The sequence below is a fragment of the Pseudomonas sp. Pseu.R1 genome, from assembly GCF_045764065.1.
Classification (GTDB): Bacteria; Pseudomonadota; Gammaproteobacteria; order Pseudomonadales; family Pseudomonadaceae; genus Aquipseudomonas.
In genome coordinates, this window is sequence record NZ_JBJGEE020000001.1 from 5,548,591 (window position 1) to 5,564,904 (window position 16,314).

Annotated in this window: 10 protein-coding genes; 9 read left to right on the top strand and 1 reads right to left on the bottom strand. The window is 61.1% G+C overall.

All coding sequences use genetic code 11. The features are described from left to right. Positions 1-187 precede the first annotated feature (187 nt). Positions 188-952 (top strand): SDR family NAD(P)-dependent oxidoreductase, encoded by a 765-nt coding sequence (locus tag ACI5GA_RS25285; protein ID WP_404633222.1) that lies wholly within the window; start codon positions 188-190, stop codon positions 950-952. A 194-nt stretch (positions 953-1,146) separates the two neighbouring features. Here ACI5GA_RS25285 and ACI5GA_RS25290 read toward each other — a convergent pair whose 3' ends face one another. Further along, positions 1,147-3,210 (bottom strand): cytochrome-c peroxidase, encoded by a 2,064-nt coding sequence (locus ACI5GA_RS25290; protein WP_421425540.1) that lies wholly within the window; start codon positions 3,208-3,210, stop codon positions 1,147-1,149. Positions 3,211-3,316: 106 nt separating this feature from the next. Between ACI5GA_RS25290 and ACI5GA_RS25295 the strand changes: the two genes are divergently transcribed. The 8 genes from ACI5GA_RS25295 (at position 3,317) to atzF (ending at position 16,082) form a co-directional block, all read left to right on the top strand. Beyond that, positions 3,317-3,583: a hypothetical protein gene (locus tag ACI5GA_RS25295; RefSeq protein ID WP_421424740.1), complete on the top strand. Its 267-nt coding sequence runs from the start codon at positions 3,317-3,319 to the stop codon at positions 3,581-3,583. Between the two features lie 409 nt (positions 3,584-3,992). Then, a complete protein-coding gene (gene yghX, locus ACI5GA_RS25300; RefSeq protein WP_404633224.1) occupies positions 3,993-4,880 on the top strand; it encodes a YghX family hydrolase in 888 nt (295 codons plus the stop codon). 574 nt (positions 4,881-5,454) lie between these two features. Further along, the gene (wecB, locus tag ACI5GA_RS25305; protein ID WP_421424742.1) at positions 5,455-6,687 is read left to right on the top strand and encodes a non-hydrolyzing UDP-N-acetylglucosamine 2-epimerase; all 1,233 of its coding nucleotides are present in this window, start codon (positions 5,455-5,457) and stop codon (positions 6,685-6,687) included. A 160-nt stretch (positions 6,688-6,847) separates the two neighbouring features. Next, a complete protein-coding gene (locus ACI5GA_RS25310) occupies positions 6,848-9,085 on the top strand; it encodes a cellulose biosynthesis cyclic di-GMP-binding regulatory protein BcsB (protein WP_421424743.1) in 2,238 nt (745 codons plus the stop codon). Between the two features lie 11 nt (positions 9,086-9,096). Then, positions 9,097-11,226, top strand: coding sequence for a glycosyl transferase family protein (locus tag ACI5GA_RS25315; protein WP_421424744.1), 2,130 nt, complete (start codon positions 9,097-9,099; stop codon positions 11,224-11,226). Beyond that, a complete protein-coding gene (locus tag ACI5GA_RS25320) occupies positions 11,223-13,190 on the top strand; it encodes an NfrA family protein (protein ID WP_421424745.1) in 1,968 nt (655 codons plus the stop codon). The genes ACI5GA_RS25315 and ACI5GA_RS25320 overlap by 4 nt, the downstream gene beginning before the upstream one ends. Positions 13,191-13,200: 10 nt before the next feature. Next, entirely contained in the window at positions 13,201-14,046 is an 846-nt protein-coding gene (locus ACI5GA_RS25325) for a hypothetical protein (protein ID WP_421424746.1), read from the top strand. A gap of 218 nt (positions 14,047-14,264) precedes the next feature. After that, a complete protein-coding gene (gene atzF, locus ACI5GA_RS25330) occupies positions 14,265-16,082 on the top strand; it encodes an allophanate hydrolase (RefSeq protein ID WP_421424747.1) in 1,818 nt (605 codons plus the stop codon). Positions 16,083-16,314: the final 232 nt, after the last annotated feature.

Sequence of the window (16,314 nt, forward strand, 5' to 3'; positions counted from 1 at the left end):
GATAGGACTGTGGTTTTGGGGGCAAGTTGCAACGTGAGAAAAAAATCCTGTCGCGCTGATCGCGACTCGCTTCATTTCAATTTTGAAACGATAGCTTTCTGATGATTCTATTTTGAAATTTTCGAGTCCTCGATACAGTTCTCCCACACCGCAACAACTTACCCAATCAAGGTTCAGGAGATACATCATGACTCGCACAAACGAAGGCAAACTGGCAGGCAAAATCGCACTGGTCACTGGCGGCACCACTGGCATCGGCCTGGCCACCGCCAAACGTTTCGCTGAAGAAGGCGCTCACGTTTACATCACCGGCCGCCGTCAGGCAGAACTCGACGCCGCCGTCGCCGCCGTCGGCAACGCCACGGGTGTTCAGGTCGACTCGACCCAACTGGAACAACTGGATGCGCTGTACGAGAAAATCGGCAGCGAAAAAGGCCGTCTTGACGTGCTCTTCGCCAACGCCGGGGGCGGTTCGATGCTGCCGCTGGGCGACATCACCGAATCCCACTACGACGACACTTTCGATCGCAATGTGAAAGGCGTGCTGTTCACCGTTCAAAAGGCGCTGCCACTGCTGGCCAGGAATGCTTCGGTGATCCTGACCGGTTCTACTGCCGCCAGCTCCGGCACCCCGGCGTTCAGCGTGTACTCGGCCTCGAAGGCCGCCGTCCGGGCCTTCGCTCGCAGCTGGATTCTGGACCTGAAAGACCGCAACGTGCGCATCAACACCCTCAGCCCTGGCGCGACCAAAACCCCGGGCCTGGTGGACCTGGCCGGCCCTGATGCGGCTCAGCAACAAGGTCTGCTCGATTACCTGGCCTCGCAAATCCCGATGGGTCGTGTCGGTGAGCCGGTGGAAATCGCCAATGCGGCAGTGTTCCTGGCCTCTGAAGATGCCAGTTTCGTCAACGGCATCGAATTGTTCGTCGACGGTGGTCAGGCTCAGATCTGATCGTCAGAGCAGCGCTGTGGCTGACTAAAAGGGCCAGGAGAAATCCTGGCCCTTTTTGCATCGAGTGGACGCGAATGCATTCACGAAGCCGGGGCCACCCTCATCTGCGCCGCCAGGCCGTTGCCGTTGATCTTGATCTTCAAACGCGGTGTCTGGGCTGTGGCGTAAAAAGATCAACGGCACCGCTCTGCCGGTCACTGCAAGTCATTCACAAACGGCATCAACGGCCCGTCGCTGGGGCGGCGGCCAGTGGCGCCGACAGCGTTGAGCATCACCTCCTGATCCTTGGCCCGTGGCGTGCTGGAGTTGGCATCGACCGGCCGCACCACCACCGAATTGCCGTCACCCACCTCGCCTTGAGCAATGGTCAACGACGGATGATCGAACGGTGCCTGTTCCCACGCCACGCGAGGGTCGGTCAGGCCCACTTCCATGAAACGCACCAACGCATCGATTTCACCCGGCGTGAGGTTCAGCGCCGTCATGTCCGGGTCCAGATTCGACGCGTTGTGCTGATTGACACTCGGATGATCGAAGCCGCTGGTGTTGCTGGCGTCCTGACCCCGACGATCACCCCCACGATTGTAGAATTCCACCACCTGTTTGAGCGTCGAGCGACTGCCGTTGTGGAAATACGGGCCAGTGAGCGCAATGTTGCGCAGCGTCGGTGTTTTGAAGGCGCCGTCCACCGAGTCGCGAAACCCGACGTTGGGTTTGAGCGTGGCATCGCATGGCACGGCAGGACTCAACGGCGCCTCGAATTTACACACATCGACCTCGAACGGATCGGGCACGCTCAAGCCCTGCAACAGCGTGTTGTACTGACGGGTGAACGACAGCGGATTGCCCCAGGCGTCGCTGCCACCCAACGCCAGGTCTTCTTCGGTGGGGCGCACGCCCGTGTTGTAGAAACCGTTGTCGTACAGGGTGATCAGGCCATCCGCCATGACCATGCGTTCGATACGTTCCCGAGGCTCCAGACGCAGGCGTGTCGCCGCGTTGGTCAGTTCAGGTCCGGCATGGCAGGCCACGCATTTGCCTTTGCCGGTGAACAGGTTCATGCCTTCCACGGCCTGAGCGTCCATCGCCTGGGTGTTGCCTTGCAGGTAGGCGTCCAGCGGCGTCTGATCGGACACCAGCGTCGATTCGTAGAGCTGAATCGCCAGGCCGAAGAACAGCGGAAAGTTGGCCTCGATCTGGGCGTAGTCCACCCCGCCCAGTGACACCGGCTGTGTGGCGTTCCACAGCCGGGGATGGAATGCAGCCTTGATCATGTCGCGATAGGACGGACGCCGCACGGCAATCGACGACAGCACCGAATCGTTGGTCGCGATGCGCTGATGACTGAGGACCAGCGAGTCCAGCATGCGACGACCGATGTCGGCGAAAGTACGTCCGCCGCACGACATTTCCACCGGGCTGCCAGGAGGGCCGACGGCCTGCGACGCAGCGGAGGCGTCATTGAGCGCCAGGCGAACCTTGCTCGCCACACCGGCGCTGCGCTCGGTGGTGACGAAAATCGCCGCGTCCGGATCGCGGTTGCCAAAGGGCGAGAAGCCGTTGAACACGTTATTGGCCCGGCCATCCCAGAAATTGCGCACGTTGAACGCCGCGTTGATCACCGTCGGTGCGTTGCGCCCGGTGCTGCGTCGGACGCTGACTTTATTGACCGCGAACAGCGCGTCAGTCTGCTGGGTGCAGCGGTCGAACCGGGGCTGACGCGGGCGTACGTAGTTGGCTTCGAACACGCCCTGAGAACCCACCACATCGTCGGTCGAATAGAGGATCGCCGAGTTGCGGTCCAGCGGATCGGCCAAAACGTGGGTGGGGAAGTCGGTTTTTTTCAGCGCGTAGTTGGGGCCGCCCTTGCCGCCGGACAGGGTGCCGTAGGAGGGCACGTCGCCTGGAATGTTCGGCGCAATGAACGGCTTGTTGAACAGCGATGCCACGTTGAGGTTGATGTGCGCCTGGCCCGGATTGAGCTGGTTGACGCTGCGGTGATCGACCCCCGCGTGATAGTGGCACGACGCGCAGGCGGTGAAGCCGTCGCTGCCGAAGTCCTGATCCCAGAACATCGCTTTGCCGAGGCGAATGGCGGCGTCGCGATTGAGGACGAAGTCGCCCATCAGGTCCACCTTGCGCCCGCCTTCGGTGCCGGACGGATCGGGTGGAGTCAGTCCGCGCATGGATTGCAGGGTCGGGATATCCGGTGCGGGATCGACCACTTCCACAGGGGTGGCGGCGTGGGCGAGGCTCATGAGTGCGCCGATCAGACTGCCCGTCAGGGCCGTTGTCAGACGCAGGGACCGAAAGCTGATCAGGTCATTCATGATATCGACACTCTATCAATGAGCGGTTGTTGTTATGGGTAAAACTCAGGCGCAAAAGAACAGCGTTCTGCGTGAATTAAACGCAGACGGAACAGAAATAAATGTGTCAGTCGTGCACCGTTGTCTTTACGGACGAAGTGCCGCTGGAGGTGAATGTAGCGCGGCCATTAAAAAATGGAAGATACATTTTGAATTATTTTTTCGTAAAGTGATTAACGGTTTAAAAGTGGGGAAAGTGTGCGCGAAGCACGATGTATTGGGTGAGATTTTCCCCGCATTTGGGGGACGCGTTGCAGTATGAAATGGCCGCGGTTAAGCCTTAACCAGCTGTTTTTAAAAGAGTGTTTTTTGTCGTGAGTTCATGGTGTTTGAGTTTGGCAGATTAATTGCTGATACGAAATCTATGGAATGTAGATAGAAGGCTGAGCATTCGTCGCCCGTCACGGAGTGTGAAGAAAACAGTGCGTTTGTTTAAGCGGTTTTATTGAGGCGGCGCTGAAGTAACGATGTAGCGGTTGTGTGCAGGCACACGGAGCGAGCTATTGTCAGCACCTTGCGTTAGTTGAGAAAAATACCGGCAGAATTATGACCGAGTGGTCTTGTCATTAATTGTCCAGCGCAGTCAGAGACACAAAACACTGCTTTAATGATTGGTTCTCGCCGTCCCGTGCGGGCGGTGGCCAGCCGACCATCAATGAGGAAGTGCCCTGATGACCCGTCTCACCGCAAAGGATTTCGCCCCGGAATTGCTCGAACTGTACGACTTCTACGTGCACGGCAAAATCAACCGTCGGGAATTCCTCGACCGTGCTGCCGTGTTCGCCCTGGGCGGGTTGACCGCCACCGCGATCCTGGCGTCCCTGAGCCCCAATTACGCGCTGGCCGAGCAGGTCGAGTTCACCGACCCCGATATCGTCGCCGAATACATCACCTACCCCTCGCCCAAAGGCAACGGTCAGGTTCGGGGGTATCTGGTGCGTCCCGCCAAAGCCTCGGCCAAGGTGCCCGCGGTATTGGTGGTGCACGAGAACCGTGGTTTGAACCCCTACATCGAAGACGTGGCGCGGCGCGTGGCCAAAGCCGGGTTCGTCGCGCTGGCGCCGGATGGCCTGTCTTCGTTGGGCGGTTATCCGGGCAATGACGACAAGGGGCGTGAATTACAGCAGAAGGTCGATCCGGAGAAGCTGATGAACGATTTCTTCGCCGCAATCGAATGGTTGATGGCGCATCACGCATCGACGGGCAAGGTCGGCATCACCGGGTTCTGCTATGGCGGGGGCGTGGCCAACGCTGCTGCGGTCGCCTATCCGGAACTGGCGGCTGCCGTTCCTTTCTACGGCAGGCAGCCAAAAGCCGAGGACGTAGCACGCATCAAGGCACCGTTGCTGTTGCATTACGCCGAACTCGACAAACCCATCACTGACGGTTGGCCCGCCTACGAGGCCGCGCTGAAAGCGGCAGGCAAAACCTACGAAGCGCACATCTACAAGGGGGCCAACCACGGGTTTCATAATGACTCGACGCCGCGCTATGACGAAGCCGCGGCGAAGCTGGCGTGGGACCGCACGATCGCCTGGTTCAATAAATACCTCGTTTGATTATGCGGTGTGTTGTCGACATGCCAGTGCGTTTGGCACCGTACATTCGTCTGGCATGTATACAATAAGAGGGTCACAAAAGTGACGCCAGAAAAGTGAAGTATTTCCGCCGGTCATCCAACTTTGGATCCGTCTTGTCCTAAAGGCTGCTACTGTTATGTTTAACCGACATGTCCATTGCGTGACGCGTGGCCTGACAGTAAAAGCGGCTGGAAAGTTCAATGTTTTACATGAGGGTGGGGGTGAACGCACACTTTGAGTGTTCCTGAAAGCACCGGCGCAGGGCCGTTGTGTCAAGGTGAAACCCTTCATTGACTCGCCAGCTTTGTGAAAGTTTAGGAAAATTTCAAGTTGTTAAAATCGTTATAAAATCTTTTGCAAAGCGTTTTTTATCTGCTAATAATCTTCCCTGTTTCGGGCACTAAGGATTGCTGCGTTTTCACAGTGAAGTGAACATCGAATCGTTTCTCCGATCGTCTCCGTCCGTTCATTACTACAACTTTCGAGCGACTTCCGCCCCTGCGGTCGAAGTACGCTGCCGTGCGGCGCATGCAGATGCGCGGGAGGAATATGAATGGCTCGAGCTCATCCCCAACTCAAGGTACTGTCGATCTTCGGCACACGCCCTGAAGCCATCAAGATGGCCCCCCTGGTCAAGGCGCTGGAAGCCGAACAGGGCATCGATTCAAAGATCTGCATTACCGGTCAGCACCAAAGCATGCTGCAGCAGGTGCTGGACATGTTCGAGCTCAAAGCCGATTACACACTCGACGTGATGACCCCCGGCCAAACGCTGAACACCCTGACGGCGGCCCTCTACGCCGCGATCGATCCGGTGCTCGACGAGGTGCAACCCGACAAAGTGCTGGTACACGGCGACACCACCTCGGCGATGGTCGCGGCCATGTCAGCGTTTCATCGGCGCATTCCGGTGGCGCACGTTGAAGCGGGTCTGCGCACCGGAGACATTCACCAGCCGTGGCCGGAAGAGATGAACCGCCGCAGCATCGATCTCATTGCCGATCACCTGTTCACGCCGACCGCCGAGTCCCGTCGAAATGTGCTGGGCGAACGCCTGCAAGGCACTTCGTTCGTGACCGGCAACACGGTGATCGATGCGTTGAAAATGACCGCCGAGCGCATCGACAAGAATCGTCAGTTGCGCGTGGCACTGGACCGTCAGTTCAGCTTTCTCGACCCGCAACGCAAGCTGTTACTGGTCACCGGCCATCGTCGGGAAAACTTCGGCGAGGGTTTTCTGGACATCTGCCTGGCGCTGCGCACGCTGTCCAGCCGCGATGACATTCAGATCGTCTACCCGGTGCACCTGAACCCCAACGTATTGGGGCCGGTGACCGAGCGTTTGGGCGGGCTGCCCAACGTCCACCTGATCAAGCCGCTGGACTACCTGTCGTTCGTGCGTCTGATGCAGTTGGCCCACGTGGTGCTGACCGACTCCGGCGGCGTGCAGGAAGAAGCGCCGTCCCTGGGCAAGCCGGTGCTGGTCATGCGTGACGTGACTGAGCGCCCTGAAGCCGTGGCCGCTGGCACCGTGCGTTTGGTAGGCACCGATCCTGACACCATCGTGCGCGGCGTCTGCGCGCTGTTCGACGACGAACAGTTGTGGCGCATGGCCTCGCGCTCGGCCAACCCCTATGGCGATGGCAAGGCGTGCGCGCGCATTGTCGACGCCCTGATGGGGCGGCCTGTGGACGAGTTCGTGGTGGAAACGCCCGTGCTGCGACCGGAACCGACCGAGGCGCAACGCCCGGCGCCGTCTATGCGTTCGGTGTCCAGTCTGCATTAGCGACGACATCTTACCCCGGCCTGCCGTCCTGGCGGCAGCGCCCGCTGAAAAATCCACGTGGGAGCGGATTCATCCGCGAATGAGCCGGTTGGTCATGCCAGCCGAAGCTTCCGTTCGCCGGTCTCCCACGCCTTGTTTGCCTTGACCGAGATCTGCCTGAATGAAATCTTCCGTCACTGTGTCTACGGGGGCGCTGCATGCCCTTGTCTGCGGCATGAGCCTGTTAGCCTTTGCACCTGCGTTCGCTGCCACCTCGACAGCGGCGGTGCCGACCGGGCTGAGTCCACTGAGTCAGGCCATCAGCCGCCTCAGCGCGGACACCCGGCAACAACGGGTCGTCGAGCTGAAGGATTTGGGTATTGACCGCCCGATCATCCTCAATGCCTCCGATGCCCGCCGCGAGTTGTACCTGCCGGTGCCCGCCGACGTGCCGCTGACTGACGCCACGCTGCAGTTCGACGCGAGCTACCTCAACGGCGAAGAGGGTCGCAATACGCTGCTGCTGTCGCTGGACGGTTACCCGGTGCGGGCGATGGGTCTGAATGCAGGGGAGGGCGATGCCAGTGTGACGTTGGGAGTCGACAAGTCGGCCCGTGAAACCGGTTCGGTACGACTGGGCATTGCCTGGTCGTCGATCATTTCGCGGATTCAGTGCGAAGACGAACGCGCCATCGGCAACGTCCTGCGTATCGCACCGGACACCCGGCTGAGTTACAGCTTCGACGCCAGTCAGTTGCATGACCTCGGCGCAGCATGGAATGCGCTGCCGGGCAAACCGGGGATTCTGGTGGCACCCGGTTCACTGTCCAGCGCCAGCTATGACGCCGCGTGGCGTCTGGGCGTGGCCCTTGAACGCATCGGCAAACAGGCGCGTATCGTGCCGTTTCCGTCGGTCAAGGACAGCATTGACTTGAGCGGTGTGAGCATCCCCGCCGAGCTGAAACAGATTCCGGCCTTCGCTGCCCTCGATGGCAAGGGCCTGCACACCCTGGATGATCCGGCGCAGATCGGTGCGCTGCTGATGCTGGGGCAGACCCCGGCGTTCAACGCCGATCTGGCGGTCAGTGATCCGGCGCTGCTCAAGGCGGTCAACGAGTCACTGGACGCACTGCAACGACAGATTCAAAGCCTGGATGCGGGCGCAAACGGCGCGTTCAATCAATGGCGCGAACGTCATGTCAATGGCGCGCTGAACGCTTCGGGCAGCGACAACGTACGCTTGGCGATGCTGGGTGCGCACCCGCTACTGATGATCAATCAGGGCGCAGCCACCAAGGCGATTGGCCTGTTCAGCACGGCGTGGAACAAGCTGGCCCGCACCCGCCAGTTGACCGTCGGTGAAGAAGCCAACATGCCGTTGAGCGACGATGGCCGCGTGGCGTTGACGCGCCTGGGCGGCAAACCGGGCAGTGTCGATGTGCTGGCCAAAGCCGACTGGAGCGCAAGCTTTCCGCTGGGCACTGTCGCCTATGACGGGCGCGTGCCGGTGAGTGCGGCGGTGGATGTCTCGGCAGCCCCGGGTGCCTCGGGCACGCCGCCGGTGGCCAGCCTGTTCCTCAACGACTACCTGATCGGCGCTGCGCAACTGACCGCCGACGGCCAGAAACAGCGCATCGAAGCGCGTATTCCACGCTACGCGCTGGCGGCGCAGAACACCGTGCGTGTGTCGTTCCAGCGTCAGCCGGTGAGCGATCTGTGCCGTGAAACCCCGCAAGCGTTCCCGGTCTCGATTCTGCCCAGCAGCCACGTGACGCTGGACAAGATCGGTCTGGACGGCGACTTCTCCGGCATGGCCGCGCGTTATGCAGCGGGCACGCAAGTGGTGGTGCCGCAGGGCTATCTTGATCGTCCGGCGAGCAGCCTGCCGCACGTCATCCGCATCGCCAGCGCCAGCGGTGTGTCGCCGTTGCGTGCTGACCTCAACGTAACCACTGACGCGCAGTCCGCCATTTCGCCAGACAAGGCGTTCCTCGCGTTTGAAGTGCCAGTCAAGGGCAGCGACGAATCCCTGCAAGTGGACGCCCAGGGCCATCTGCTGATTCACCACAAAGAGCAAACCCTGCTGGACCTAAAATCGCTGAATCATCTGGCGGCGCTGCAAGTGGTCGAGTCTGGCAGCCAGCACGGCATGGTCTATCGCATCTTGGGCGGGCAGGGGCCTAACTTCGAGCGGCCGGTGTTGCTGGAACGCGGCAACGTCACGGTGCTGGGCGACAACGGCCCGCTGACCACCTTCGATGCCAAGGACCCGACCGGCAGCCAGATGATCGACGATGACGAACCGAAAGGCTTCGACGCGTGGCGCAAACCGTCGGCGCTGTGGCTGATTCCGGCCGCCGTGATCGGTTTCATCGTCCTGCTGCTGGCTGGCCGTCGTGCCCGTCGCAAGCGCCAGTAACGGGAGCCGCGATGACCTCGCTTTATTGGCCGTACTGGCTGGCCCATTACTACAGCGCGCTGGAGGTCGCGACCATTGTGGTCGCGACCATCATCCTGGTCTCCAGCCTGGATGATCTGTTCATCGACCTGTGGTACTGGGCGCGGCGCATTTATCGCAAGTTCACCGCCGAGCGACGCTATCGCCCGCTGACTGCCGAGCAGTTGATGGCCCGTGACGAACAGCCGCTGGCGATCATGGTGCCGGCGTGGCTGGAATACGACGTCATCGCGCCGATGATCGAGAACATGGTGTCGACGCTGGACTACCAGAACTACGTGGTGTTCGTCGGCACCTACGTCAATGATCAGCGCACCATCGACGAAGTGGAGCGCATGCGTCGGCGCTACAAACAGTTGCATCGCGTCGAAGTGCCCCACGCCGGGCCGACCTGCAAGGCTGACTGCCTGAACTGGGTGATTCAGGCGATTTTTCTCTACGAGAAAACCCACGGCGTGACCTTCGCCGGGGTGGTGCTGCACGACAGTGAAGACGTGCTCCACCCGCTGGAAATGCGCTTGTTCAACTACCTGCTGCCGCGCAAGGACATGATCCAGTTGCCGGTAGTGTCGCTGGAGCGCAACTGGTACGAGTGGGTTGCCGGGACTTACATGGACGAGTTCGCCGAATGGCACGGCAAGGACCTGGTGGTACGCGAGAGTCTGAGCGACAGCGTGCCGTCGGCGGGTGTCGGCACCTGCTTCTCGCGCCGCGCGTTGCAGGTGCTGGCCGACGAAACCCACAACCAGCCGTTCAACACCGACAGCCTGACCGAAGACTACGATGTCGGCGCACGCCTGGCCCGTTATGGCATGAGTGCGATCTTTGTGCGCTTCCCTGTGCAGTACCGTGTGCTGCGCAAGTCGTGGTTCCGCGAGCCGTACGAGTCGACGCTGGAAATGCCGTTGTGCGTGCGTGAGTTCTTTCCCGACACCTTCCGTACGGCGTTTCGGCAAAAGGCGCGCTGGACCCTCGGCATCGGCCTGCAAGGCTGGGAGCAGATGGGCTGGAGTGGGTCGCTCGCCAACCGTTACTTGCTGTTTCGCGACCGCAAGGGCGTGGTCACCTCGTTCGTCAGCATCATCGCCTACGTGATCCTCGCCCAGTTGCTGGCGCTGATCGTGCTGCGGGCCAGCGGCCTGTGGAACACCAGTTTCCCGACCCCATTCGACACCAACGGCTGGGTGGGTTTTCTGCTGGCGGCCAACGGCGTCGCGCTGCTGTGGCGCATGGCTCATCGTTGTTACTTCACCACGATCATTTACGGCTGGCAGCACGGCCTGTTGTCGATGCCGCGCATGGTGGTGGGCAACTTCGTCAACTTCATGGCCGCCGCCCGGGCCTGGCGCCTGTTTCTGGTGGGCAAGCTGCTCAACCGCAAGCTGGTCTGGGACAAGACCATGCACGACTTCCCGTCCACCGATCTGGTCGCCCGGGCGCCGCGCAAACTGGGCGGCGTGCTGCTGTCGTGGCAGGCGATCAACGACGAAAAACTGCAAAGCGCGCTGGATGAACAGCAGACCCGGCAGATGCCGTTGGGGCGCATTTTGCTCAGCCGCGGCTGGCTCGATGACGAGACCCTGGCCGAAGCCATCGCGTTTCAGAATGACCTGCCGCGGGTCTTCGACATCGCCGCCAAAGTGCAGCCGCAATCCTCGTTGGCCGATGAATTCTGCCTGCGCTGGCGTGTGGTGCCGCTGGCGCTGGACATCGAAGGGCGCCCGGAAATTGCTGTGGCCAGCCCGCTGTCCGAAGAGGGTTTGCAGCAACTCACCGAGCAGATGGGCGTGGAACCTGTGCAGTTGATCGCCCGAGAGAGCGAGATCATCGAGCAACTGCGGCGTCTGGATGTCGTCGCCGGTCAGCCCCTGCCAGCCGCTACGCCGCTGCTGGGCGAGTTGCTGATCGATCAGGGCTTGCTCGACCGCGTCACTTTCGAAAAGGCGATGCTTGGCTATCGCCCGCACATGCACGGCCGTATCGGCGACTACCTGGTGGACCTTGGCGTGCTGTCACGCGAGGCCATCGAGCAGGCCGTGGCTCGTCAGCATCGTGATTACCGCCATTCCTCACCGGACGCATCCTCGGAGCAGCCCTCATGAGACTTCCGATTTTTCTGGGCCTGAGCGTCCTGCCTGCGCTGTGTTACGCCGATACCACCTCGACCGCAGCGCCGCAAATCCTGCCGCTGGCACTGACCGGCCCGGCGTTCGAAATCGCCAACGAGGCGTACGCCGCCTACAACGACAAGAACTACGACCTGGCGATTGCCAAGGCTCAGGAAGCCTTGCGCCAACGCAGTGACGTCGATCGCCTGCGCAAGTTGATCCAGTTGGCCGAGCGCGACAAGGACCGCCGCGATCATCCCGAGCGCTATCCTGGCAACAAGAAGGGCTTTCAGAACGGTGACCGTTCGCTGCGTGCCTACGCCAATGGCGATTACGACCACGCCGTCGACTATGCCCGTCGCGCCATCGTCGAGTCTCCAAAGAATCCTGATTACCGGATGATGCTGATCGAGGCGCTGCAACGTCAGCAGCGTCTGGATGAGGCCGAGGCAGCAATCAACGAAGCGGTGGCGGTGCTCGGTGAGTCGCCGCAACTGACGCGACGCCGCGAGGCGATCAACGAACAACGAGCGGTTAACATCGCCGCAGCAGGCTATGCGTCGCTTGCCCGTGGCGACAGCGACGCGGCGGTCAGTTATGCCCGTGATGTGGTGCGTCGCTTTCCGAATCAGATCGCTTATCGCCGTTTGTTGGTCAGCGCGTTGATCGCTCAAGAGCAATACGCCGCGGCCCGGTCGGCGGCCACCGAAGCGCTGGCCTTGAACGGCAACGATGCGCCGCTGTTGGCCCAACGTGGGCAGATGCGCATGCGCCTGGGCGACAAGAACGGCGCGCAACAGGATTTCAGCCAGGCATTGGCGGTTGGCACCTTGCCGCTGCGTGATCAGGCTTCGCTTTACGCTGCGTTGGGGCAACCCAAAGAGGCGCTGGCGTGCATGCAGCAGGCTCGCGCCAAGGGCCAGTTGAAGCCCGGTGATGAAGTGCAGATCGCCTACTTTTTGATGCAGGCAGGGGATGATCGGGGCGCGCTGGACGAATTCCAGCGCGTCGATCGTTCCAAGGGGTTGACCCCCAAAGAGACTCAAGATGCGGCCTACACGGCCATGCGTGCTCCGAACGACGGGCAGGCCATTGCTTATTTCAAGCGTGTGCTGGACTACCAAAAAACCGGCGATTTGCAGATGCCCGATCAACAGGTGTTCGACACCCGACGTGCGGTATCCGACCTGTCACGGGTCTGGGGTGTGACCAACACCACGACGTATCGCGGCGCGAGCACCAATAACGGTTTGAGTGGTGCGCCGAGCAGCAGCAACGACAGCCTGCAAAACAGCACGGAAATCTTCTGGCGCCCTGAAGGCTATCGCGATGCCCGATTCGTCGAACTCTACGGGCGCGTCACCGACACGCTGTGGAACAAGGAAAGCGGCAACGACAAAGGGCTGGATGCCTTGCAAGGAGCGGTGGGTATTCGCGTCAAGCCGTTCACTGAGTACAACGTGATGGCCGCGTTCGAGCGCACGTTCCCGCTGGCAGGCAGCAATGTCAGCGGCGACTGGCTGGTGCGTCTGGGCTATGGATCGAGCGTTGGCACCGACCTGCGTGTCGACGTGCCGAGCTGGTGGACGTCACAGTTCTACGCCGAAGGCGGGCGCTACCTGCGCGACAAGCGCAACTACTTCAACAGCGAATGGCAACTGGGCCGCAGCATCCGTCTGGACCGCATCAGCCCGCGTCTGGTCATCTTCCCGCACGCCGTGCTGGCGGCGGATTACGACTCGAAGATGCACAGTGAAGTCGATACCAACGGTCGCACGCGCACCTCATCCGATAACGCGGGCGGGGCGGGTGTGGGGATTGGCGTGCGTTACTGGTTTCGTGAAACGAAGCACAAGGCGCCACAGTCATACATCGACTTCTCGGTGCAATACCGCGAGAAGATTTTTGGTGATGACAGCGCGCAGGGCGTGTTCGCGCGCATGACGTATTCCTGGTGAGGCGAGTGAGATGTCACGACTGCTGAGAACGTCGCTGGCGGCGCTGTTGATCGGCGCGGTGGGGGTGGCGGTCGATGCGCTGTACGAACTGGGGCAGGGGCTGCGTCCGGACATCGTCGGCGTGGTCTGGCAGCCGGACAATGCCACGGTGGGTATTCAGGGCGAGTGGCAGAAGCTTGGTGTTCGGGAGCTGTTAGTGCAATGGACGGCGGTGGACGGGCAGTCGTTCGTCGCCGGATCCGGGCTGCCGGAAGTGCCGGTGCTACCGGATTGGGCGCGCATCGCCAAGGAGCCGTGGGCGCAGGATACGATCGTCGGGCTGGCGGGTTTCTTCAGTGAAAATCGCTCGCGGGACAACATCGAAGAACTGGCCACGCTGTCCGAGCGCATGGCACAGGTGAAGACGCCGTTGAATGTGACCGGCTGGTATTTTCCGGCGGAAGTCGACCCCAGTTGGACCCGCGCCAAAGAACTGCCCACATTGTTGGCGCGCTTGCCCAGGCCGCTGTGGATCAGCGTCTACGACGGCGCCAACATTGGCCCCGAGGCCACGGCAGACTGGCTGAAAAGCTGGCTGCCGGACGACATCGGCGTGTTTTTTCAGGATGGCGTGGGTGTTTATGCCCGCACTGCGCCTGTGGCCCGTACCTATGCCGATGCCTTGCGCGAAAGGCTCGGTGCGCAGCGGGTGAAGATCATCGTCGAGGCGTTTCGGCCACAGGTGGGCGGCGGGTTTCGTCCAGCCACCGTCGACGAGTTGAGGCCGCAACTGGCGGCGTATCGGGGGTATTCGCTGTACCTGTTCGATGGGCCGCATTATGTGACGCCGGAGGTGGTGGAGGGACTCTTGAAGTAGTTTTTGATTCTGGGCAAGACACGCTCCGACGCCTTCGGCAGAGGCAGTGCGCGCTCCCTGGCACCAAAATCACTCAACGCTGCCTCAATAGTGCGCATTTTTCAGGGCTGCAAAGACTTGAGTCGCTGCACAGAGCCCCGAAAACAGGCCTTCTGATCCCATGGCCCAGCTTTTGCTTTCCCAGTATTCAAACTTGGATACAAGATGGAATACCTACCATGCAAAGCCTCCCAAACCCGCTGTTCGGCTGGACCGTCAATCAATGGATCGCCGCCTATCAAACCGGTGAACTGACCCCGGCCGCACTGCTGCAATTGCGCGACGCCTACCCTGAGCAGGACACGGCCTGGATCACACTTGTCAGCCACAGCCAGCTCGATACCCAATTGGCCGACCTGAGCCAGCGCCTCGACGCAGTGAAAGGGGACATCAGCCAGTTGCCGCTGTACGGCGTGCCATTCGCGATCAAGGACAACATTGACGCAGCGGGCTGGCAGACCACGGCCGCCTGTCCAGAGTTCGGCTACACCGCCAGCGCCGATGCGTCGGTACTGGCCCGATTGCGCGCCGCTGGGGCGATCCTGATGGGCAAGACCAACCTCGATCAGTTCGCCACCGGTCTGGTCGGTACACGCTCGCCTTACGGCGCGGTGCCGAACAGCATCAATCCTGATTACGTTAGTGGCGGATCGAGTTCCGGTTCCGCTTCCGTGGTCGCCCGTGGGCTGGTGGCGTTCTCGCTGGGCACCGACACGGCAGGATCTGGTCGTGTGCCTGCGGGTTTCAACAACATCGTCGGGCTGAAACCGACCAAGGGCCGTCTGTCGAACACCGGGCTGGTTCCAGCCTGTCGCACGGTGGATTGCATCTCGATTTTCGCCCTGACCGTTGAAGACGCTGAACAGGTGGCCGGTATCGCTGAAGGCTTTGATGCCAGCGATGCTTACTCACGTGCCAACCCGCAGACCGCACCGGTCGGTTTCGCTCAGGCAGTCAAACTCGCGGTGCCCGACACACTGGAGTTCTTCGGCGATGCGCAGAATCAGGCGGTCTACGAACAGGCGCTGTTGACCCTGAGCAAGTTGGGCGCCGAGATCACGCGCATCGACTTTTCGCCGTTCAAGGCGCTGGCGGATCAACTGTATTACGGCTCGTGGGTCGCCGAACGCACGGTGGCGATGGAATCGATGTTCGAGTTGAACCCGGACGCAATCAATCCGGTGGTGCGCGGCATCGTCGAAAACGGCTTGGGCTACAGCGCCTGCGATGCCTACAAGGCCGAGTATTTGCGCGCAACGCTGAGCCGCAAGATCAACGACGCGTTGGTCGGATTCGATGCGTTGGTGGTGCCGACCTCCGCAACGATTCGCTCCCTTGCCGAGATGGCGGAAGAGCCAGTGCTCTATAACTCGCAGTTCGGTTACTACACCAACTTCACCAACCTTGCTGACCTGTCGGCGTTGGCATTGCCCGCCGGCTGGCGCGCCGATGGCCTGCCTGCGGGCATCACCCTGATCGCTCCGGCCTGGCATGACACGGCGCTGGCGCGTTTCGGCAAACAGTGGCAGGCGCATCTGGGCCTGACGTTGGGTGCCACCGGGCGCCCGTTGCCAGAGGCCAAGCCGGTGGCGACACCTGCCAAGGGCTGTGTGCGAGTGGCCGTGGTGGGCGCGCACCTGACCGGCATGCCGCTGAATTTCCAACTGACCACCCGCGATGCAGTGTTCGTCGAGCAGACCCTGACCGAAGGCGGCTACCGCCTCTACGCACTACCCGGTACAGTGCCGCCCAAACCGGGTCTGGCCAAGGCCGAAGGTGGCCAGTCGATCATCGTCGAGTTGTGGGACATTCCCGTGGCGCGCTTCGGTGAGTTCGTTGCCGAGATCCCGACGCCGCTGGGCATCGGCAACCTCAAACTGATCGACGGACGCAGCGTCAAAGGTTTCATCTGCGAACCGTGGGCGCTGGCCGGTGCGCTGGACATCACGGCCTTCGGTGGTTGGCGCGCCTACATCGCCAGCCTGAAAAAGGGCTGATGGGGCTTTTCTGTGGAAGCGGGCTTGCTGGCGAATGCGGCTTGTCGGCCAATGCCTCTTTAACGGCGCCATCGCTTTCGCCAGCAAGCCGGCTCCCACAGTTTCAGTGTCAACCGCGCGACGTGATTTTGTAGAAGCCGCCTTGGTGGCGAATGAGGTCGGCAGACAACATAAAATCTCCCACAAGAATTGCGTTTATCTGGAGGCGTTCGATACGCGCCGATTCTGTAGC

What these genes read in the sequence shown, in the direction of transcription:
- ACI5GA_RS25285 (WP_404633222.1), top strand. Translation starts at nt 188, where the DNA reads ATGACTCGCACAAACGAAGGCAAACTGGCAGGCAAAATCGCACTGGTC.
- ACI5GA_RS25290 (WP_421425540.1), bottom strand. Translation starts at nt 3,210, where the DNA reads ATGAGCCTCGCCCACGCCGCCACCCCTGTGGAAGTGGTCGATCCCGCA.
- ACI5GA_RS25295 (WP_421424740.1), top strand. Translation starts at nt 3,317, where the DNA reads ATGGGTAAAACTCAGGCGCAAAAGAACAGCGTTCTGCGTGAATTAAAC.
- yghX (WP_404633224.1), top strand. Translation starts at nt 3,993, where the DNA reads ATGACCCGTCTCACCGCAAAGGATTTCGCCCCGGAATTGCTCGAACTG.
- wecB (WP_421424742.1), top strand. Translation starts at nt 5,455, where the DNA reads ATGGCTCGAGCTCATCCCCAACTCAAGGTACTGTCGATCTTCGGCACA.
- ACI5GA_RS25310 (WP_421424743.1), top strand. Translation starts at nt 6,848, where the DNA reads ATGAAATCTTCCGTCACTGTGTCTACGGGGGCGCTGCATGCCCTTGTC.
- ACI5GA_RS25315 (WP_421424744.1), top strand. Translation starts at nt 9,097, where the DNA reads ATGACCTCGCTTTATTGGCCGTACTGGCTGGCCCATTACTACAGCGCG.
- ACI5GA_RS25320 (WP_421424745.1), top strand. Translation starts at nt 11,223, where the DNA reads ATGAGACTTCCGATTTTTCTGGGCCTGAGCGTCCTGCCTGCGCTGTGT.
- ACI5GA_RS25325 (WP_421424746.1), top strand. Translation starts at nt 13,201, where the DNA reads ATGTCACGACTGCTGAGAACGTCGCTGGCGGCGCTGTTGATCGGCGCG.
- atzF (WP_421424747.1), top strand. Translation starts at nt 14,265, where the DNA reads ATGCAAAGCCTCCCAAACCCGCTGTTCGGCTGGACCGTCAATCAATGG.